Genomic DNA, 21,249 nt, shown 5'->3' on the forward strand with positions numbered 1-21,249 from the left:
CCTAATTGAACCTCCCCCAGCCAAATTTCATCCGATAGACAGGTACAATTTCAAATCTTTACATTGTGCTAAGATTAGCGGATATCATGACTGGGAAGGCACAAGATTAATATTCTACCGGCGGTTTCATATACTTCCTTCGATATTCCTCTGCTTCTTTATGCCAGCCTGCATTTTCTAGGCGCAGAATCCAGTCTTGCGGCTCTAGGTAACGGAACGGTCCTCCAGACGCAAGGATTTCGCGCATTGGATCTTTTCCAACTCCATTTTTAGAAATATTTCCCTCCACCCATTTTGATAAACGGAAATACATTTTCTCTACTACTTCTGGGTATTCCTGTGCCACATTGATCGTCTGGTGGGGGTCATTTTCTAGATCATATAGAATTACTTGCTCAATATCATAGAAACCTGGATGATACGTATAAAGAAAATACCATTTCCTGTCCATCACGGCTCGCTGGCAGGCATATAGACCATGTTCTAAAACAAGATAATCCCTGCCCTCCACTTCTTCATCCTTTAGAACAGGCAGAAATGATGTACCATCCCAGCCTGTTGGTACAGGCAATTCCAGCATATCTGCTACAGTGGCCATAATATCTACATTATAAATAAAGTGTTGATTTACTTTACCTGAAGCCATACCCGGTGCCCTGACAATGAGTGGAATATGGTGAACGGCTTTGGTCGCCATTCCGTGTTCCAGATAAGATCCTTGCTCGCCAAAGGACTCTGCATGATCGGCAGTGATAATAAAGCAAATCTCATCTTCAATCCCCAGCTCACGATAAGCATCGACGATTTGACCAAGGTGTTTGTCCATATAGGAAATACCCCCGTCATACCCATCTATCAATTTTTTAAAATCCTTCCGATTTTCAATTTCATATGGCATGGTATCCTGCGGAAGTGTATTGTAATCCTGTGTCCAGTGCAGAAATTTTGCCGACCGCGGATGAGCGTCTTTCCGATGTTTTTGTATTGTTTCCTCATCAGGATACTCAGGAATTAAATCATCAGAAAATTGCTCCGCATACTCCTTCGGATACGTATAGGCAGAATGCGGATCCCAATATTGAATATGCAGGAAGTAATTCTCGTCCTTTCCATGCTCTTTAATCCAAGGAAGCACCACCTTGTTCACTTCATGTGCATCTTCATTGCCGCCTTTTAACGTATGAGTATGAACCTCATCCCAGCCGGCAAAAAACCACCAAGCATGGTGCCTGTCACCAAAGGACGAAAAAGTAATTGTACGGTGGTCCGCCTCACGTAAATATCTCGTAAAGAAAGGCATCTCTTTACTATGAAAATCCCCTTCTGGATAATAAAAATTACAACCAGGCCCCCAATGCGTTAAGGCCCCATGATTGATGCCGAATCGTCCTGAAATAAAGCTGGCTCTTGCGGGCACACAGGGAGAGGAAGCACAATACATGTTCGAAAAACGAATCCCTTCACTAGCAATTTTGTCAATATTCGGGCTTGTATTCCTGCGATACCCGTAGCAGCCTAAATGATCTGGTCGTAATGAATCGATATCAAAATAAACAATTCTCATTATCAAGCAGCCTCCTAATTTTATAAATTAATAAAAACAGACTTATAGAAATAAATGTGCCAGGTTCAAATCCTTTATTGTTTGTACGATATCCTTTGTCCGTGAAACTCCAAATTTCTTTAACAATGTATTGATTTGCGATTTGATGGTTACTACCTCCACACTCCTTTCACGGGCAATCTCTTTTATTTTCAAACCATTTAATAGAAAGGCAATGAGTGCCCTCTCGGTATTTGTAAGATTCGAAATATTATTGATAAAAAAAAGCAGATTTTTTTCCGATTGCCTCAGCCTCATATACTCCTGTAAAACAAGCTCTTGAATTTTTCCATCCATGAGGGGCTGCCCGAGATAGGCCTGGCGGATATGATAGAGTATCTCCTCTTCCGCTGTTCCTTTGACGATATAGTCAATCGCGCCTGTCCCCACCGCTGTAAGAATCATTTCTTTTGTTTCATGGGCAGTCAGATAGATAATTTTTCTATCTTGGCACCAGTCTCTAATTCTTTCTGCCGCCTTAATTCCTGCCGTTGTCGTTTCCATTTCAATATCCATTAAGATCAAATCATGGTCTATGGTTCTAGCAAGCGCTTCAATTTCCTTGCCACTTGAAGCAGTACCAACCACCATCATATCGGATTGACGATTAATCAATTCTGTCAAATCTTCAAGTAATAATTGAATATCATCGGCAATCATAATTTTAATCGGAGGATTCACACGCCATCACTTCTTATATCCTTTAAAATTTGGTAATAAAACATAGAAAGTACTCCCCTTCCCTTCCTCACTTTCAAAACGCAAATTTCCAAAATGCTCCTTTACGATTGTTCTAACATAATGCAGCCCCATCCCCCAATTTTGGTTCGTATTCTTGTTGGAATAGAAGGGTTCAAATATCCTTTTCGCTTCCTTTTTACCAATTCCTATTCCGGAATCCTTTACTTCAATAATCGTATATTGGCTGGTATTATAACAATGGACCGACACTTTCGCTTCCTCTCGATCCTCCAGCCCATTCACCGCCTCTTGAGCATTTGTTAATAGATTATAGATCGCCTCACTCAGATGCACCTTATCTGCCAAAATCATGCTGCTTACCATTAATTGAACCTCAACTTGTTTATCGGGATACTTTTGATGAAAGCGTTCCAATGAACTGTTAATGACATCTGGCAATGGAACAGGAATCAAATGAACAACATTTGTTTTAACAGAACGATATAATTCCTCAATTCTCTGAAGAATATTTTCATTTTGCCGTGATAGTGTATGAATATGGTCTTTTAATTTTTCCAAATCGACTTCATTCTGCATAGAGCAATGAATTCTTTTAAAAATCACCCGATTGGCTAACAGCTGATTTTTAATGCTATGGACAAATACAGAGGTTCCTGTACTGATCGCCTCAAATTTCCGCTGGATTGTTATTTCCTCTCTGCTCGTTTCAAACTGGTCATGTGTATACTTAATTAAACTAACAGAGCCGATAATGGCTAAAATTACATTCACCACCACAATTAATAGATAGGCTGGCACGGATAAAACAGAGTCCAGATAATAAATGCCATTTCTGTAAGAGTATAGCTGATAGACCTGTGACGGGTCCTGCCCAAAATAAAGAAGATACAACAAACTTAACGATAAGATAAAGGAAATAATTAAAATAAATTTCTGTTGAAAATATTTCATCTGAATGGAGTATGCTTCAATAATCAGAAGCAGGATGGAAACGAGGATATATCCCCCCAACAAACCATTTGTCACAATCGTGATCACCTGTTTCCATTCCTCATGATTTTGCGTTAGTAAGCGAAAAACAACAGGATGGTATATACAGATAAGGAAAATAGGCAAACAAAACGCTAATCTTTTCACCCAATAATTCCGTGCCAGCCATGGCAGTAAGGAATAATGGAAAGCCAGTAAAATTAAAAAAAGGGGAAATAAGTATCTTCCAATCGCAATCATTAGCCCTAAATTATCTAATGTGATTTGAAAATATTGAATCCTCAACTTTATTTCACTATTAAAAAAGAAAAAAGTCTGTAACTCTCTGCTTATTCCACCCTTTTTAGCTATGTACAAAAGAATACCAGTAAGCATGACCGCTAAACTGATACACAGCCCAAATAGATAGAAGGATTCCTTATTCCGTTTCACAATCACAACCATGATAGATGAAATGATCAGAAACACCATTAAGATTAGGAGCATCTCAATCACCTTTAAAAGTAAAAGTGAGGCTGACTCATATTTCACTGACTAAACCGTTAAATATATGGGTCAGCCTCCTAATCTATTATTTTACCCTACTATTCTTTATTGAGCCGCCTTTTTCATGTTATCAAATAGTACGTACTCACTAACCGGGCGCATTTCCTCTTTCTTTAATCGGCCAGCCTCTACGAAGTTTTCCTGTTGTTTTTGATAGTAGGCTTCAAGCGTGCCGTCGTCAATACGTTTGACAAGCTCAGCGGTTGTAATCCACTCGCCGTCACCTGTTTGATCTAATACAGATTTAGGATCCACGGCAATTTCCTCAGCAACCCATTTCGCTACTTCATCTAAGTGGTCTGTCCGGTAATCCATGCCTTTAAATAATCCGCGAGTGAATTTTTCCAGCAGGTCTTTGTTCTGATCGGCATATCCTGGTTTGACAACCCATGAAGCAATGGATGGAGACTTGTCTGCATACCGCTTATTATTGGACAGCATGACAACATCGTCACCCATTTCCTTCTTTATGGCATTTGTATTTGGAGACCAGGTCGCCACTGCGTCCACACTGCCGGAAATCATCGCTGTAACAATGGCAGAAGCATCCATATTCATCAATTTGACATCCTTAGTGGTCAAGCCCGCTTCAGCTAATGTTAGTGTCAGGATTTGTTCACTGGAGGTTCCAGTGGCTACTGCGATGGTTTTCCCTTTCAAATCCTGAATCGTTTTGACGCCTTTTTTGACATTTCCAATGACCTCATCCGCATTTCCTAATTGTGAAAAAGCAAAGATCTCTGCCTGTCCTTGAATTGGCAGGACATGTGCACCAGGCCCTATATACCCTACATCAATACTGCCGGATTCCAGTGCAGCGATGATCGTCGGTCCATCAGCAAACTCCACTAATTTCACTTCAATTCCCTGCTCCTTAAAGGTCCCTGTTTTCATACCAGCAACAATTGAATTTAAACTGGCATAATTCGGCATATACCCTACACTTACGGTTGTTAGTTTCTTATCTTTCTCTTTTTCTTTGCCATCGCTTGTCCCGCTAGTAGTGCTGCTGGAGCAGCCCACTAAAGAAAAAACAACAAGAATAGCTGCCAACCAACTTACAAGTCTTTTCATTTAAACATTCCCCTTTATATAAAATTTTTAAAACTAGCAGCGGATATGGAACTCACTTTCTAACTTCTAAGTATTCTTTATATACCTGGCTCCATATATAGTTCTTTGCCTCTAGAAATTCCTTTGAGATTTTCGACTCCTGATTCCGCGGGTAAGGAATGGGAATATCTACCACTTCTTTTATCCGCCCCGGCCGTGCACTCATTATAACGACTTTCTGACCGAGGATGATCGCCTCATCTACATCATGCGTAATAAAGAAACAAGTCTTTTGTTCTTTCTCCCATGTATGCAGTAACTCTTCTTGTAGCTGGGTTCTTGTTTGGGCATCAAGTGCACCAAACGGTTCATCCATTAATAGAACGGAAGGGTTGGCGGCATACGCCCTAGCGATGGCAACTCGTTGTTTCATACCGCCGGATAATTCCTTTGGATAATGATCAACAAAATCCTCTAAATCTACCATTCTAATATATTTCATGGCTAATTGATCAGCTTCCTCGCCTTTAATCCCTTGCAGATGGATACCAAATTGAACATTTCCTTTTACCGTTAACCAAGGGAACAAGGCGTATTGTTGAAACACAACACCTCTTTCTGTTCCAGTGCCGTTAATTTCTTGATCATCACAATAAACCTTGCCAGAAGTTGGCTTTTCTAAGCCTGCAATAATGTTTAGTAGAGTTGACTTGCCGCAGCCTGAGGGGCCGACCACAGTGATGAATTCATTTTCCATGATATCAAGATTAACCCCGTTTAGCGCCGTTACCTCCCCATTCCGAGATGGATACGTTTTATGGAGGTTTTCTATTTTTACCTTTACATTTCTTTCTTTTCCTGCCATCCTGTTAACCTCCTCTCCAGAAGTTTCACAAGTCTTTCAAAAATCAGACCAATAATCCCAATGATCATAATGTATAACAGCATTGAAGAGGATTCAAAGGTGTTATTTAACGCTCGAATTCTCATTCCAAGACCAGCTGAGGCACCAGTTGATTCAGCTGCAATTAACGAGGTCAACCCAATCGCCGTCCCTAGTCGAATGGCCGTCATAATGAAAGGTAAGGAGGCCGGCGCAATTACTTTTAAAAAGATATCACGATCCTTTGCTCCTAGTACCCTTGCTGCCTTAATTAGCGTAGGGTCAATATTTCTAACCCCTTGATAAATAGTGATAGACATCGTAAGAAAAGTAGCAATCGTAATCACAATAATCTGCGGGGTACGGCCGACTCCTGCTGAAATAACGACAAGCGGCACATACGCCAATGGTGGAATATTTCGTATAAATTGAATCCACGGCTCAATGATTAACCGAATAGGCCGGTACCATGCCATAAGAACGGCCACCGGAAGTGAAATAATAAAGCCTAGTAAAAATCCTGACAAAACAGAGATTAAACTGCTGGCAATGTCACTCCAAAAGACCCCCCGCTGAATCATCGTCCCAATGGACTCTGTAACCTTTATAATATTTGGGAAGCTCCTTGAAGTGGAGGGAATAAAGGATAAAATGGTCCAAAAAATGATGGCCGTACCTAAAGATAAAACTAACCAGCCCTTACTGGGAATTCTCTCCGCCCACGATAAATTAGATTTGACATGTACCTTTTGTTCGGATGTTTTTCTTAATGGTGTATCCGCTTCCATGTTACTAAACACCTGCCTTAGTGAAATTGTATAATGTAAGATAATAGTAGCATCGATATTTTTTTGCGAATAGTATTAATTTTCTTACAACCTATTCTGAAAAATGAGATTATTGTTTGTATTATTCAACAGCGAATTGAACAATGGACTATTAAAATGAAAAAACCGAATTTCTCCTTGCTTTTAAAAAGAGGAGGAATTCGGTTTCAAAGTTTATAAATTCCAACAAAATTTATACGATGGGAAATCCAATTTTCTGGAGTATAATAATTATAAGTTTGGCTGGTGACAGGCACCAATAACAACCCCAGCTGGAACCTTCGCATCCCAATTTTTAGGGATTGGCAAACCCAGCGCATGGGCAGCAACAGCAGCCGTATCCGTAATGCAGAGATCTCCGAGTTTCGTTTCATTACTTATGCCAGGACCATGGCATCCCCAAAAAACAGTCATATCCATTGGGTGGCTGCTTCCATGGGTATATGCTCCAGCATCCCCGCCGCCGCCATGGTCTGCGGTAAAAATGATGAGACTGTCATCAAGGAGATTAGCTTCTTCTATCGTATCAATCAAAACACCCACATATTCATCCACTTTGGTAATACTTTCTAAGTATGGTTTTGTCCCATAACCATGTCGATGGCCGGAAGCGTCTGGTGAATCCAATTGTATAAAAAACAATTTAAGATCTGGATTTTGTCTAATATAATCAGCCGCTTCATAGCACAATCCTTCGTCTGGCATGGCCGCCTTAAAGCACTCGCTTGAATCCTCAATGATTCCGTAGTTAATTGGTGCCCAACCAGAGAATGATGCAAGCTTTGCATTAGGGAACGCTTGCCGTGCTAACTTGAAAATGGAGGGAAATGGTGAATCTTCCGGATATGGCTTGACTTCGACAATTTCATTCGTTAATCCATGTTTTTCAGGAAGCACCCCATGTAGAATCGACCCCCAGCACTCAGCGCTTATCGACGGAAATACCGCCTGCGCATTATATGTTACTGCTCCATTTGCAATCAACCGATCAATGTTTGGAGTCTCCGTATCCTTTATAAAGTTTCCAGCCCCGTCCAGCCCTATAATAAATACACGTTGAATGGTATTATCCATTTGTCTCCTCTACCCTTCGTAATTTACTTGTGCCGCCACTTTCCGAAATTTTAAACACCCTGAAAATATCCTGGTAGTGCCTCTGTCTATCTTTCTATTTGATCAATTACTTGATTGAGGTCTGAAATACGGTCAATGACAAAGTCGGCGCCCGCCTCCATTAGACGTTGACGCACTGCTTCCATTTTTACTTTTAAAGAGGATGCCTCCATATGCTCCACTTCTTCTTCGGAAAGAGCCAACTCACTGCTTCCTAAAATGACTCCAACCGTCCACATGCCTGCATTTTTCCCTTCCTTCATATCCATTGCTGTATCACCGATTTTCATCATGCGGCTCATTGGATACACATCAAGTTCCATCGCATTGCGGTAACACATCCACGGATACGGTCGGCCCGTTTTCACATCATCAGCGGTAACATAACAATCCGAAGAATATCCTTTTTCTTTTGCTTTCGGAACAACAATGTCCATCATTTCTTTCGTATATCCGGTAGTGGAACCAATCTTGATTCCTCTTTCTCTTAATCGCTTTACAAGCTCAACGGCACCGGGAATTGGTGTAGCAAAATCAGGCAATATGCTGAACAAAATCGATTCAAATTCATTGTTCATATTCAACACATCTTTTTCGTCTGGTACAGTTCCATGAATATTCACCCATTCCAGCTGAATACGGGGGTTACTACAAAGTGTACGAATATGTTCAATTTTCGACATTCCCATCGGTTCTCTTGCTTCCGCAACGGTGACTTCCACACCACGTTTGCGGAAAATCTCTAAAAACACCTCTAGCGGCGCAAAACAACCATAATCAATCATTGTACCTGCCCAATCAAACACAACAGCTTCAATTTTCCCCATCTTTCCATTTCCCCTCCTCAAAAAATGACAGCTTTCTAAATTGCTAAAGCTTCAACTTCACTTCCGGAAACCAATATATACTATGATGTTAAGTTTTATGTTAATAGGAAGTAACGGATACTTCTTATTTCTGTTTTTGCACCCACAACCCCTTCTTTTCACGGTAAAAAATAACAAAATTATCTGTTTTCTGAAATAGTTTTTCACCCTTGATATTTCTTCAAAATCTAATCTTTTATGTTCAAATAAAAAAGAGTGCAGCCTAAATTTTAGACTACACTCCTGCATTAATTGCCTTTTTAACAAAAAAGGCCTCTATTCTTCATGTCTTTACAGTGACGGCGCATAGGCTGTTTCCGGAATTTTTTCATAATCGTCCGGATTTAAGTGAGTAACTGACCCATCTGCTACACCATTAATAATTCCGTACAGACCGGTTTCAACCGCCTTAACCAACTGTCCTTTCTTCTTTTGCCCCAATGTGTGAGATTGCCCTCTTACCTCAAAGAGAATGGTGCCGCTTCCATTTAAGGCAAAGCTACCTAAAGCAGTTCCTGGAAGATCTAAATTTCGCTGATATAGCGTAATATTGTTAAATACTGAGTTTTCACCAATTGATTGAAGTGCATTGTATGCAGCTAGATTTAGCTGCTTCGAGAATTCCACATTATAGCCTTCCGAATAATTGGCATACCTGGCCCCTTCATGCGTCCGTGGGTCCGGCACAAATTCAGCTGATAATGACATCGTTACAAGGTCATCCGTGCCTTCTACATAATATTGTCCTTGATGGTGCAAATCAATAAACACATCGACTTTGCCGAACTCTTTTTGCAACGACTTATAGACATCCCTTACCGTCTGCGACTCCGGTGTTATGTACCAGCCTGGTTTACTCGATGCCCCCGGAAAATCCGCTGCTTTCGGAACATAGTTTAAGTCAGGGTTAAAATCACGATTGACATCAAAGCCTGGCTTCCCCGTATAATCTCTTTCCTGTCTTACCCCTGTTGCATAATAATTCCACGCTGGTTTTGCTGCTGCCTTTAGCTGCGGGAACTTTTCTACGACTTCATCCCACGACATATCATTGCCGCGGCGGTCCAGCTCCGACGCGTCTGGATTCATTTTTGGCAGCACAACGAGCGTAATTTCTTTACGAATCTTCTCCGCCTCAGGGGAGCTGCTGGAGCCAACATATTGAAGCAAATTCAACAACGCCTCTGTTCCGGTCTTTTCATTGCCATGAATCTCACTTTCGATGAGGATCACTTTTTTCCCATTTCCTACTCTAGCTTTATAAATATCTCTGCCGCGGTTCGATTGGCCTGCTACTTCTAAAGCCACTCTGCCCTGACTATTCTGTACGATTTGCTGCAGGCGTTTCACCATTTCAGCATGGTCTGTGAATCCTTTAATCGAATAAACCTGATTTTCATTCGTTAAATTTCCATTTGGGGAATTCGATGCTAGTGTTGGTGTTGCTAAACTAGCACAAAGCGCAGCAGCCAGCAGACCCGTCATCATTTTTTTCTTTTTCATCATCTCCATCACTCCTCTATTTATCTGAATTTTCTATCATATTTTATAATAACGCATAGTTAGAGTTTATTGAAATAATATTTCATTAATTTATCATTAGTTTTAAAAAATAAATCCAAAATCATGCTCCCTTTTACCTAAATTTTGGCTTTTATAGGTCTTAGGTGGCATGGACGGAGCTGGTTAATTGGCGATATGCTTTTACTATCAATTGGAAGCGCTGCCAGTTTTTTTGCGATACATATGTCTTTCGCTTACAATTGAAATCATTCATAGGGGGACGACATATGATTAAGAAGACGTTCATGCTCAGTTCAGTTTGTATGGTTTTTCTAGGCACTTCGACTGTATTTGCAGGAGGTGATACAATCGTGACCCCACCGATTGAAAAGAAAGAAAAAGCCACTGTTCCATCCGAGAAGCCGCATCCTGTTTTCACATGGAATTCACACATTCTGCCGGTATCCGGCGTCCTGCACCCAGGCTCAGCTAGAGGAGCAGGCATGGTGGAAGCCCCTCTTCGGCAAATTGACCACATCTTAAACCAGGCCATTTCGGAAAAAGTTATGCCCGGTGCTGTAGCCTTTGTCGCGAGAGGCGGGCAGATTGTAAAACACGACGCCTATGGATATGCAGCCAGATACACAGATAGTAAGTTTACTGAAATGGAACATCCGGTTGCCATGCAGGAGAATACCATATTTGACCTGGCATCCATCAGCAAAATTTTCACATCAACGGCAGTGATGATTCTGTTTGAGAAAGGCTTGTTCCAGCTCGACGATCCAGTCGCTAAGTATATTCCAGAGTTCGCCGCGAACGGCAAGGAGAACGTGACGATCCGCCAGCTGCTGACACATACGTCCGGTTTTACCGCTTGGATTCCACTCTATTCACTGGGGAATTCACGTGAGGAACGGCTTCAAATCATTTTTAAACAGCCGTTAAAAAATAAACCTGGAACTCACTACGAATACAGCGATCTGAACATGATTACCCTCGGAGCTTTAATCGAACGCTTATCGGGACAACGTCAGGATGAGTTTGTTAAAGAGCACATCACAGACCCATTAGGTATGAAGGATACAATGTACAATCCATCGGCTTCGTTGAAAAACCGGATTGCCGCAACCGAATTCCAAGCTGTGCCGAACCGCGGACTTGTTTGGGGTGAGGTTCATGATGAAAACGCCTGGTCGCTCGATGGCGTTGCCGGGCATGCGGGTGTGTTCTCGACAGCTCAGGATCTTGCGAAATTGGCGTATGTTTTTATCAATGACGGTAAGTATGGAGGAAAAAGAATCCTTAAATCGGAAACGGTGAAACTGCTGCTGGAAAACCAAAATGCCGCCTTCCCTGGCGATGATCACGGACTAGGCTGGGAGCTCGGCCAGGGCTGGTACATGGACGCTTTATCGGAGGGCATCTACTCCTTTGGTCATACGGGTTATACCGGGACATCGATTGTTGTCAGCCCGAATAACAAAACGATTGCGATATTGCTGACGAACCGGGTCCATCCTTCTAGAAGTACGGTATCTACAAATCAAACGCGGCGGTTGTTTGCCCGCCAGGTAGCCGATGCGATTCCAGTTTCGATTCCTGGAAAGGGATCGGCATGGTTTGCCGGATATGGTGATAAGATCAACCGCGTGATGGAAGCTAATGTGAAGCTTGATGCCGACGCGAAATTAACGTTTACTACCTGGCACCGGCTTGAGAATCAGGCGGATTATGGTGCTGTTGAGGTATTGGTTGACAACGAATGGCAGAAACTTGCCTCATTTACTGGTGCCAGCAATGGCTGGGAAGCTAAAACTTTAGTTATCCCGAAGGAAGCTGAGAAACTACGATTCGTGTATCAAACTGATTCTTCCGTTAATGGACGCGGGATTTATATTCTTGATCCGAAAATTCATTCTGTCGGGGAACTTGATTTTTCGAGAAATGATTGGGGAATGCGGAATTATTAGTGATTGCGGAATAAGTATCAACGCGAATTTTCTATTTTAAAAAAAGACTTGCTAATAAAAAAGAAAAAGCCGCTAACAAACACCCGATTAAACTAGAGAGGAGAATTAATAAATGAAAAAGATAATTATATCACTATTGGCCGTCATCCTGACGATTACGGGAATCCCTCTTACCGGAGCAAAAGCTGCTTCCGGCATCACGGATCTCGTCATTGATCTGAACGTTCCACAAGTCTCTAGAGATTTTCAGGATAACAAAATTCAATTAAATCCACTGTACGTATATGAGGACGGCCATTTTATGCTGGCCTCGGAAAAGCTTTTCTGGAAGTCATCGAACAAAAATGTCGCCTCTGTCGATAAGAATGGCGAAGTTTCGTTATCAGGACACAATGGTAATACGTTCATTACGGTAAGCGATGGCACCTACAGCGACCGAATCTCCATCCAATACAAAGGCAATCAAGACGAAATTCTTGTGGAAAAAGAAGAAGGCAACCGCTATGACTTGATTGGAAATGTGATCAAACACATGACGATGGAAGAAAAAGTCGGTCAGATGTTGATGCCTGATTTCCGCAATTGGAAAGGGAAAAATGTAACCGTCATGAACGATGAGATTGCCCAGCTCGTAAAGGATTACCATCTAGGCGGCGTCATTCTTTTCCGCGAAAATACGGTAACGGCAGAACAAACGACGAAGCTTGTTCATGCTTATCAAGAAGCTTCCGAAAAATATGGGCTGCTGATTTCGATTGACCAAGAGGGCGGCATTGTTACCCGTCTGCAAACGGGGACAGATTTTCCCGGCAACATGGCGCTTGGGGCTGCACGCTCTGAAGAAACCGCTGAAAAAGTCGGAAAGGCCATCGGCGAAGAGCTGCACGCCCTTGGCATTAACATGAATTTCGGCCCGTCGCTCGATATCAATAACAATCCGGATAACCCGGTTATTGGAGTTCGCTCGTTCGGTGAATCACCGGAACTTGTAGCAACATTGGGCAATGCCTATATTAAAGGACTGCACGAAAGCGGCACAGCAGCAACGGCGAAGCATTTTCCGGGGCATGGTGACACAGCTGTGGATTCCCATGTTGGACTTCCGGAAGTTCCTTACGACATCGATCGTTTGAAAAAGGTTGAATTGTATCCGTTTCAACAGGCAATGGACGCTGGAATTGATGCGATTATGACCGCCCATGTGACCTTCCCGAAAATCGACGATACTAAAACTATTTCGAAAAAGGATGGTACGGAAATTGCTGTTCCTGCCACGTTATCTCATAAAGTATTGACCGGTCTCATACGCAAAGAGATGGACTTTAAAGGGGTCATCTTCACAGATGCCATGAACATGGGGGCGATTGTTGATAATTTTGGACCCGTTGACGCGGCAATCCGCGCAGTGAAAGCGGGAACGGATATCCTGTTAATGCCGGTGGGGATTGAATCTGTAGCGAATGGACTTTATCAGGCGGTAAACTCTGGTGAAATATCAATTAATAGGGTTGAAGCTTCCGTTGAGCGAATTTTAACATTGAAATTAAACCGCGGGATTGTAAAATCAGAAGCTGGTGTAAGTCTAGAGGAGAAGGTTTCCAATGCTGTAAAAGTAGTTGCCTCGGCAGACCACAAAGCAATTGAAAAAGAAGCCGCGGCTAAATCAATTACACTTGTAAAAAATAATTCCGTCCTGCCGCTGAAAGCTTCCGCGGAGGATAAGATTGCAGTTGTCGGGTATTCCGGCTATTATGTTGATTCCCTTGCGGCCGAGGTGAAAAAACACCATGACAATGTAATCTATATTAACACTTCCGGACCTCTTACTGCGGCACAATTGGCACAGGTGAAGGATGCGAAGGCGATTATTGTCGGTACCTATACATCAAGCGTCGGCGGCCGGGCTCCTAATGCCAGCCAAATGCTGATGACGAATCAGTTAATTGATGCGACGGATGCACCGGTAATTGCTGTCGGAATTCGCAATCCATACGATGTAATGTCTTATCCGAATGTGGATGCTTACCTTGTTCAATACGGCTTCCGTCTTGCAAGCTTCGAAGCTTCAGTGAATACCATTTTTGGCGTAAATCAGCTGGTCGGTAAGCTTCCTGTGACGATTTACAACCAGGACGGCAGTGTGTTATATGGTTTTGGGCATGGGTTAGGGTATTAAATATAGAAAAAAATCAGTTAACCACTTTATTCCAATTTTTGTAGAATAGATTTGAAATTACGTAGAAAAAGTGCCTATTTTTGTAGAAAAGAACTCAAATTACGTAGAAAAAACACACATTTATGTAGAATCAGTCTTACATCCTATAACGGCGGGGAATCATTAAGCCTCCCTGCCAAATTCGGGAATATGAGGAGGTATTATTTTTGAAAAAATTGCTTACAGGACTGCTGGCGCTTGTTCTTCTGCTTACTACCGTGTCAGCTGCCATTGCCAAAAATGATAAAGAGAAAAAGAAATTCCGATTAGGAGTGGAAGTATTACTGCAAGACAAGCTTGATTTAATTAAAGGTAAGCGCGTCGGTCTGATTACCAATCCAACTGGTGTCGACCAGGACCTTAATAGTATCGTAGACCTGCTTTACAACAACCATAATGTAAAATTAACAGCTCTTTATGGTCCGGAACATGGAGTCCGCGGCGATGCACAGGCTGGGCAGTATGTGGAAAAATATATCGATGAAAAAACCGGGGTTCCTGTTTACAGTTTGTATGGAGCAACAAAAAAGCCTACCCCTGAAATGCTGAGCGATGTAGATGTACTGCTGTTTGACATTCAGGACGTCGGGACACGATACTATACCTACATTTACACAATGGCGTTAGCAATGGAAGCAGCAAAGGAAAACAATATTCCGTTTATCGTGCTGGACCGCCCGAACCCAATCAGCGGCACAAAGGTCGAAGGACCGGTGCTTGAAGATAAATACTCTTCCTTCGTTGGCGAATATCCGATTCCCGTCCGTCACGGGATGACAGTCGGCGAGCTCGCACAGCTTTTTAACAAAGAATTTGGGATTGGCGCTGATTTAACCGTGGTGAAAATGGACGGCTGGAAACGGAATATGTATTACGATGACACACCACTAGAGTTCGTTCTGCCGTCGCCCAACATGCCGACATTAGATACTGCCTTAGTATATCCAGGTGCTGCTTTAATTGAAGGTGCTGCCAATGTTTCCGAAGGCCGTGGGACAACAAAGCCATTTGAATTAATCGGAGCACCGTTTATTAACAGCACAGACCTAGCGGCGAAATTGAATTCGTACCATCTCCCTGGCGTGAAATTCCGTGCCGCGTCGTTTACACCAACTTTTTCAAAAAATGTAAACAAGCTGAATCACGGAATTCAAATCCATGTCACAAACCGTAATGCATATAAGCCGTTTGAAACTGGACTATATATTGTAAAAACAATTCATGATATGTATCCTGAAGACTTCCAGTTCCGTGCTCGAAACAGTGCAGGAGTCTCCTTCTTTGACCAGCTAGTCGGCAACGGCTCTATCCGTGATGGAATTGAAGCTGGCAAATCTATAGAAGAAATGAAAAAAGAATGGCTGCCCGAACTGGATCAATTCATGGAGGTTCGAGAGCAATATTTGTTATATTAAGCAATAGATTTAAAAGGACCATCAATTTATCAGATGGTCCTTTTCTTCTTTCAACTAGCGCTTTTCCTTTCGCCCAAATACTTTCTCTATAAAGGATATTCTTTGTTTCCTGCACTCCCTAAGATGCAAAGTTTTAAAAACAAACTTAGTTATTTTGGAATAATTAAGGATGCTTTGTAAATTTTAAGTATAAAAGGGGGCAGAAATTGTGTATTTAAAAAACCCATTAAGTGTATCAGAGCTGGGAACTCTTTGGATCACTTACCAGGAAAAGACGATGATCTTAAGAATTTTAGAATTTTTTATCGAGAAATCAGATGACCAAGAAGCTAAAAATATCATGGGAATGATGTGGCAGGAACTGGATTATTATGTTGAGCTGATAACTGAGATATTTGTGAAGGAAGGAGCAGTCATACCAAGGGGATTTACAAAAGAAGATGTGAATTTAAATGCCCCCAGGTTATTTGACAATGGATTCGATATTATGTTTCTTCGTATCCTCAAAGAAATGAGTATGGGAATGTACACCCTCAATATGAATATGGCATACCGAGTAGATGTGATGACAATTTATGAGGGATTGACGACGATTACTCTTAAATGCTACAAACTGGCAACTATTTATTTGCTAAAAAAGGGCATTCTTTCTCTCCCTCCACATATTACGATGCCTACAACAACTGAGTTTATTGAAAGCAAAAAGTACATGAGCGGATTGAACCCATTTACTGAAAAAAGACCATTAAACGCGATTGAGGTAGGTTTTCTTCATCACGGAATAGAAACAAATAATATCGGAATGCAGCTTATTACTGGATTTGCCCAATGTGCAAAGAACAAAGAGGTTAGAAAGTATTTTGAAAAAGGAAAAGATCTAGCCAAAAAGCATATCAAAGTATTTCAAGATTTACTTTTAGACAATGATATTCAGTTTTCGGCAACCTCTGGCAGCACGGTGACAACTTCAACCATTGCTCCATTTTCCGATCGGCTAATGATGTTTTGTATTGACCTTCTTAATGGATTTAGCATTGTTGGCAATAGCTTTGGGACATTTTTTACATTAAGAAATGATTTATCCTTTAAAACGACATTATTAGCCAAAGATATCTTTTTTTATGGTCAAGAAGGACTTGAAATTATGTTTAAACACGGATGGTATGAAGAACCGCCGCAATCAGAAGATAGAAATCAATTAATAAATCGCAATGAATGAAACTGGTCTTTGGTAACATGTATTATTGTACCTGTCACTTCCCGAAAAACACCGAAATATCATACCCCTTTTGGCGAAATTCGGGGGACAGGCACTGAAATCATCATCGAATGAATGGCCAGTTTGTGGCTTTTATAAAATTAGCATTAAAATTTAACAATAGTCTCCTTGATATCATCCCAGCGCCATACATTATCCTTCCCCGTAATGTGAACACCCCCGAACCAGTTATTGATATCATTTAAGGCTATCCAATCCTCTTTTCCATCCAAAACACGCTGCCCTGTCTTAGTCATAATGACTCGAGAATCTTGAAATTTCTGTTCAGGATTGGTATAGCTCGGGAAATTGAATTCCATATCTTCTATACGTATCAGGGGACGGGGACCATCTGACATTCTTTTTAGAATACACCAATATTGAAGATCCCCCATACCAAAGATATGGAACTTAGCAGCCACCTGTTGAAATAACTCTATCGGGTTGTTAATCCCCTGCTGAACAAGCTCCAGCGTCCTTTTTTCTAATGAGCCAAGTCCGTTTTGGACAGAGGGAAAGCGTGACATATGGAAACGGAATGCTTCCTTAACAAACGGTAAGGCAGAAGTGTCTTCTTGAAGCAATTCAACAAGCTGCAGCGGATGGGATGATGTATAAGCCTCCCAAACCCTTTTGCCTGCGTCCAGTTCTGATGGTTCAATTGGATGCCAAGATCCTAATAAGGATTTGAGCTGTTCTACAGATAGTTGACCTAAACCACGAAAATCTTTAATACCAGGAAACGATCCGATACAAAGCAGATTTAATTTTGTCCGCTCCAGGGATTGCTTTGAAAACCAATGAAGTAAGTAACATAACATGGTTTGGTCAAAAAGATCATATTCGAACCATAACACGACCTCTTCATATTTCTTAAACAAGTTTAACTGTTGTTCTTGTGATTCACTTAAATTTATAAATTCCTGACGGGGGATCCCTAACATTTTCTCTAAATAGTCTGCTCGATCAAAGCGGCGGGATAATGGGTCCATAAAAACCGGACCTTCTGTATAAATTTCCCTCCATACAAGAATATCTCCCGGAACCTTTCCTTTTTTCAGCTTTCCCCCTACTGAATCCCCATTGACAATATGCAGCAAGCTTATTCCCCCTCTATCCATTAGTTAACTCTAAAACAACAATTTTAGTTCACTTGTAAAATTAACTGATACCTTGGAGTTAAATTTAAAGGTAATTCACCTAATCACTTACTACCTTTTCATGAAGCGACAATATTCTATCAGAAATTAGGACATTATTTCCCAGAAAATAAATCTAAACCTACATATTTCTCGAAAATAATCTCTTTTCCAACATCATCTCAGAATATTAATAACAAATTTTATAGAAAAAGTAAAAAACCAGGTCAACATCTATGAAAATAGATATGACCTGGTTCCTTATTCGTATATTCGTTAAGTGGGCCTAAATGGACTTGAACCATCGACCTCACGCTTATCAGGCGTGCGCTCTAACCAGCTGAGCTATAGGCCCCTATTGGAGCGGGTGATGAGAATCGAACTCACAACAACAGCTTGGAAGGCTGTGGTTTTACCACTAAACTACACCCGCATTTCTTATTAAATTCTCGTGAACTGACCTTATTTATAATACAGATTATTCACAAGTTCGTCAACCCTTTTTGCAAAGTTTGTCGGAATTTATGATTATTTATTTAGTTCATATAACCATTTTATATACCTTTTGTAAAATAATCCAAATTCTTTCTTACTTTCGTTATAATAGATATGGGTAATGGAATCCATAATCCAACTAACTGAAAGGACGCAATGTAAATTTAAAAAAATACAAACCAAATTTCAAACAACTGAATGCAGGAGAGGATCAAATGACTAAAAAAGATTACATAACCGTTTCTACTGGAGTGTCCGGTAATCTTGATGCTAATAACGATAAAGTAAATGACCAGTGGAGACAATTAGAGTATGGCATGTTTATCCATTGGGGATTGTATTCGGTATTTGGAGGGGAACGTAATGGTATTGCTGTAAAAAAAGGGTACAGTGAACAAATTCAGATGTGGGATGATATTCCTGAACCCGAGTATTTGGAAGCGGCAAAGCAATTCACGGGAGAAAACTTCAATCCAAAGAAAATATGTGAACTAGCAAAGGCAGCAGGAATGAAGTACATCGTTATCACCAGTAAACATCATGATGGTTTTGCCATGTTCGATACAGCCACAACGGATTATAATGTTGTGAAACAAACAGCCTTTGGCAAGGATCCATTGAAATTACTTGCTGATGAATGCCGGAACCATGATCTTAAATTCGGTGTTTATTTTTCACTCGTCGATTGGCATCAAGGACATGAATTCGATGAAAACAATTGTAATCCAATTCCCGCTTCTATGGAACCAGTGATTGTACAGCAGTTAGAAGAATTAATGACAAATTATGGGGAAATCGCTGAAGTTTGGTTTGATATGTCAAGCCCTACACGCGAGCAAAGTATAAAATTCGCAAATATCGTTCGCAAGCATCAGCCCAATGCAGCTATTAATAGTAGAATTTGGAACAACGTGGGAGACTTTCGTACTCTTAATGATAATCAAGTTCCAGAACAGACGTTAGATGGACCATGGCAGACCCCCGCTTCGATTTACCATGAAACATGGGGCTATCGCAGGTGGCAGGAACGTAACGACTTTTCCAAACGGGTACGTGCTCTCATAGCCGGATTAACAAGTGTACATGCACGTGGCGGGAATTATTTATTAAATATTGGTCCACGTGGGGATGGTTCGGTTGTTGAGTTTGAAGAGGAAGTATTGCGTGCAATCGGAGCATGGTTAAATAGTCACCCTCATGCTGTTATAGGTGCGAAAGCTACGATATTTGGTGAACAAAAATGGGGAGAAGTGACCCTTAATAATAACAACTTATTTCTCCATATCATTAATATACCAACTGACGGCACCATAACACTATCCGGGCTGGCAACGGACGTGGTAAAAGTAGTAGAGGACGCTACTTCCAGAAGCCTTGAATGGAAAATGGACCATAATACCCTTACAGTGACAATGCCAGGTGATTTAGAAGAAGAATGTGTCCATGTGATAAGGGTTGAACTAGCAGGTCCGCTATCTGTTATACCTAAGAATACGATAACCTTAAACGCAGGGACAACGACAACATTGGTGCCAGATCACTTTTCATTCGGACGTGGTTTTGCCGATAGAGGAAGTTATTTTACACTGTATCAAACTACTACTCGTCTAACTGCCTTTATAGCGGGTGATGAGACGAAAGATATTCATTTGCAGATCAAAGGGAAAATACAAGATGATGCGGTGAACTATCAAATTCAAATTGGTGAAACTAGCAAAATAGTAACAGCTGGGCAGTTACTTGAATCGAAAATCGGCCCTTTTCCAATTAAGAAAAATGCCATTACAACTTTAACGATACGTTTGGCAGTCCCAAACTATCAAGAAGAAGATCTGAAACTCGAATTTGATTCGATTGTTATAGACTAGCAGGGAATATTCTTTGGCCGCTTATCTCCCGGAAAAATCGGACGTTCCAAGTTTTTGCAAATAACAAGTTACCAAAAAATATATAAGCCGCCAAGGTGTCTTGGCGGCAATTTTATTAGCCTTAAAGGATAATTGTCCTTTGTAGTATAAACCAAATAATTACTCTTTCTAAATTTAGGAAAACCGTATGGCTTTGTCTTGCTTCCTTTCGTTGAAATTAAACAGAAATCAACGAGTGCGAAGTACCATACTGCCAGAAACCTAATAATCGAGATATACTATTTTTAAACAATAAAAAAACACTAATTCACGTAAATCAGCGTCAAATCGAGATTTATATACCGGTGGTCGGGGTCGAACCGACACTCCTCACGGAACACGATTTTGAGTCGTGCGCGTCTGCCAATTCCGCCACACCGGCAATACGATGGAGGCGGCAACCGGATTCGAACCGGTGGTAAAGGTGTTGCAGACCTGTGCCTTACCACTTGGCTATGCCGCCAGAAATATACTTAATGGAGCGGAAGACGGGATTCGAACCCGCGACCCCCACCTTGGCAAGGTGGTGTTCTACCACTGAACTACTTCCGCACTATGGCTGGGCTAGCAGGATTCGAACCTACGAATGACGGAGTCAAAGTCCGTTGCCTTACCGCTTGGCTATAGCCCAATATAAATTAAATGGGGCGGCTGATGGGAATCGAACCCACGAATGTCGGAACCACAATCCGATGCGTTAACCACTTCGCCACAACCGCCGAAATACTATTCAAATTTCAAAGTGGCGGTCTGGACGGGAC

The 21,249-nt window shown here is 41.4% G+C and carries 15 protein-coding genes and 7 tRNA genes; 5 read left to right on the forward strand and 17 right to left on the reverse strand.

From position 1 onward, the window contains the following. Positions 1 to 106: 106 nt before the first annotated feature. The 9 genes from IE222_RS07215 to IE222_RS07255 all read right to left on the reverse strand — a co-directional run bounded on the left by IE222_RS07215 (position 107) and on the right by IE222_RS07255 (position 10,086). Positions 107 to 1,564: a sulfatase family protein gene (locus IE222_RS07215; RefSeq protein ID WP_191271223.1), complete on the reverse strand. Its 1,458-nt coding sequence runs from the start codon at positions 1,562 to 1,564 to the stop codon at positions 107 to 109. Positions 1,565 to 1,606: 42 nt separating this feature from the next. Further along, positions 1,607 to 2,284 (reverse strand): response regulator, encoded by a 678-nt coding sequence (locus IE222_RS07220; RefSeq protein WP_191271224.1) that lies wholly within the window; start codon positions 2,282 to 2,284, stop codon positions 1,607 to 1,609. Positions 2,285 to 2,290: 6 nt separating this feature from the next. Then, positions 2,291 to 3,826 (reverse strand): sensor histidine kinase, encoded by a 1,536-nt coding sequence (locus tag IE222_RS07225; protein ID WP_191271226.1) that lies wholly within the window; start codon positions 3,824 to 3,826, stop codon positions 2,291 to 2,293. 60 nt (positions 3,827 to 3,886) lie between these two features. After that, positions 3,887 to 4,915, reverse strand: a complete 1,029-nt coding sequence (locus IE222_RS07230) for a MetQ/NlpA family ABC transporter substrate-binding protein (RefSeq protein WP_191271228.1) — start codon at positions 4,913 to 4,915, stop codon at positions 3,887 to 3,889. 52 nt (positions 4,916 to 4,967) lie between these two features. After that, a complete protein-coding gene (locus IE222_RS07235; protein WP_191271230.1) occupies positions 4,968 to 5,759 on the reverse strand; it encodes an ABC transporter ATP-binding protein in 792 nt (263 codons plus the stop codon). Beyond that, entirely contained in the window at positions 5,735 to 6,565 is an 831-nt protein-coding gene (locus tag IE222_RS07240; RefSeq protein ID WP_191271232.1) for an ABC transporter permease, read from the reverse strand. The genes IE222_RS07235 and IE222_RS07240 overlap by 25 nt, the downstream gene beginning before the upstream one ends. A gap of 270 nt (positions 6,566 to 6,835) precedes the next feature. Next, a complete protein-coding gene (locus IE222_RS07245; RefSeq protein ID WP_191271240.1) occupies positions 6,836 to 7,678 on the reverse strand; it encodes an alkaline phosphatase family protein in 843 nt (280 codons plus the stop codon). An 86-nt stretch (positions 7,679 to 7,764) separates the two neighbouring features. Beyond that, positions 7,765 to 8,544 (reverse strand): phosphonoacetaldehyde hydrolase, encoded by a 780-nt coding sequence (phnX, locus tag IE222_RS07250; protein ID WP_191271242.1) that lies wholly within the window; start codon positions 8,542 to 8,544, stop codon positions 7,765 to 7,767. Positions 8,545 to 8,874: 330 nt separating this feature from the next. Further along, positions 8,875 to 10,086 (reverse strand): M14 family zinc carboxypeptidase, encoded by a 1,212-nt coding sequence (locus IE222_RS07255; protein WP_191271243.1) that lies wholly within the window; start codon positions 10,084 to 10,086, stop codon positions 8,875 to 8,877. Between the two features lie 323 nt (positions 10,087 to 10,409). Here IE222_RS07255 and IE222_RS07260 point away from each other — a divergent pair, with 323 nt between their 5' ends. The 4 genes from IE222_RS07260 to IE222_RS07275 all read left to right on the forward strand — a co-directional run bounded on the left by IE222_RS07260 (position 10,410) and on the right by IE222_RS07275 (position 16,908). Then, positions 10,410 to 12,059, forward strand: coding sequence for a serine hydrolase domain-containing protein (locus IE222_RS07260; protein ID WP_370465019.1), 1,650 nt, complete (start codon positions 10,410 to 10,412; stop codon positions 12,057 to 12,059). A gap of 112 nt (positions 12,060 to 12,171) precedes the next feature. Continuing rightward, positions 12,172 to 14,235: a glycoside hydrolase family 3 protein gene (locus IE222_RS07265; protein ID WP_191271246.1), complete on the forward strand. Its 2,064-nt coding sequence runs from the start codon at positions 12,172 to 12,174 to the stop codon at positions 14,233 to 14,235. A gap of 206 nt (positions 14,236 to 14,441) precedes the next feature. Further along, the gene (locus IE222_RS07270) at positions 14,442 to 15,689 is read left to right on the forward strand and encodes an exo-beta-N-acetylmuramidase NamZ family protein (RefSeq protein WP_191271248.1); all 1,248 of its coding nucleotides are present in this window, start codon (positions 14,442 to 14,444) and stop codon (positions 15,687 to 15,689) included. Positions 15,690 to 15,897: 208 nt separating this feature from the next. Beyond that, positions 15,898 to 16,908 carry a DUF3231 family protein gene (locus IE222_RS07275; RefSeq protein WP_191271250.1) on the forward strand — a complete coding sequence of 337 codons (1,011 nt, stop codon included), beginning with the start codon at positions 15,898 to 15,900 and terminating at the stop codon, positions 16,906 to 16,908. Between the two features lie 146 nt (positions 16,909 to 17,054). Here the strand turns inward: IE222_RS07275 and IE222_RS07280 are convergent, their stop codons facing one another. The 3 genes from IE222_RS07280 to IE222_RS07290 all read right to left on the reverse strand — a co-directional run bounded on the left by IE222_RS07280 (position 17,055) and on the right by IE222_RS07290 (position 18,519). Then, positions 17,055 to 18,047: a DUF1835 domain-containing protein gene (locus tag IE222_RS07280; protein ID WP_191271252.1), complete on the reverse strand. Its 993-nt coding sequence runs from the start codon at positions 18,045 to 18,047 to the stop codon at positions 17,055 to 17,057. 320 nt (positions 18,048 to 18,367) lie between these two features. Continuing rightward, positions 18,368 to 18,441: transfer RNA gene (locus IE222_RS07285), tRNA-Ile, on the reverse strand. 4 nt (positions 18,442 to 18,445) lie between these two features. Next, positions 18,446 to 18,519: transfer RNA gene (locus IE222_RS07290), tRNA-Gly, on the reverse strand. A gap of 277 nt (positions 18,520 to 18,796) precedes the next feature. On the opposite strand from IE222_RS07290, the gene IE222_RS07295 reads away from it, so the two are divergent. Then, a complete protein-coding gene (locus IE222_RS07295) occupies positions 18,797 to 20,449 on the forward strand; it encodes an alpha-L-fucosidase (RefSeq protein ID WP_191271253.1) in 1,653 nt (550 codons plus the stop codon). Between the two features lie 339 nt (positions 20,450 to 20,788). Here IE222_RS07295 and IE222_RS07300 read toward each other — a convergent pair. From IE222_RS07300 to IE222_RS07320, 5 genes are all read right to left on the reverse strand, one after another. Next, positions 20,789 to 20,870 (reverse strand) — tRNA-Leu (locus tag IE222_RS07300). 7 nt (positions 20,871 to 20,877) lie between these two features. Further along, a tRNA-Cys gene (locus IE222_RS07305) sits at positions 20,878 to 20,951 on the reverse strand. 14 nt (positions 20,952 to 20,965) lie between these two features. After that, positions 20,966 to 21,040: transfer RNA gene (locus tag IE222_RS07310), tRNA-Gly, on the reverse strand. Between the two features lie 4 nt (positions 21,041 to 21,044). Then, positions 21,045 to 21,119: transfer RNA gene (locus tag IE222_RS07315), tRNA-Gln, on the reverse strand. A 12-nt stretch (positions 21,120 to 21,131) separates the two neighbouring features. Next, positions 21,132 to 21,207 (reverse strand) — tRNA-His (locus tag IE222_RS07320). Positions 21,208 to 21,249 lie beyond the last annotated feature (42 nt).

Source organism: Neobacillus kokaensis, assembly GCF_014656545.1.
Lineage (GTDB): Bacteria > Bacillota > Bacilli > Bacillales > Cytobacillaceae > Neobacillus > Neobacillus kokaensis.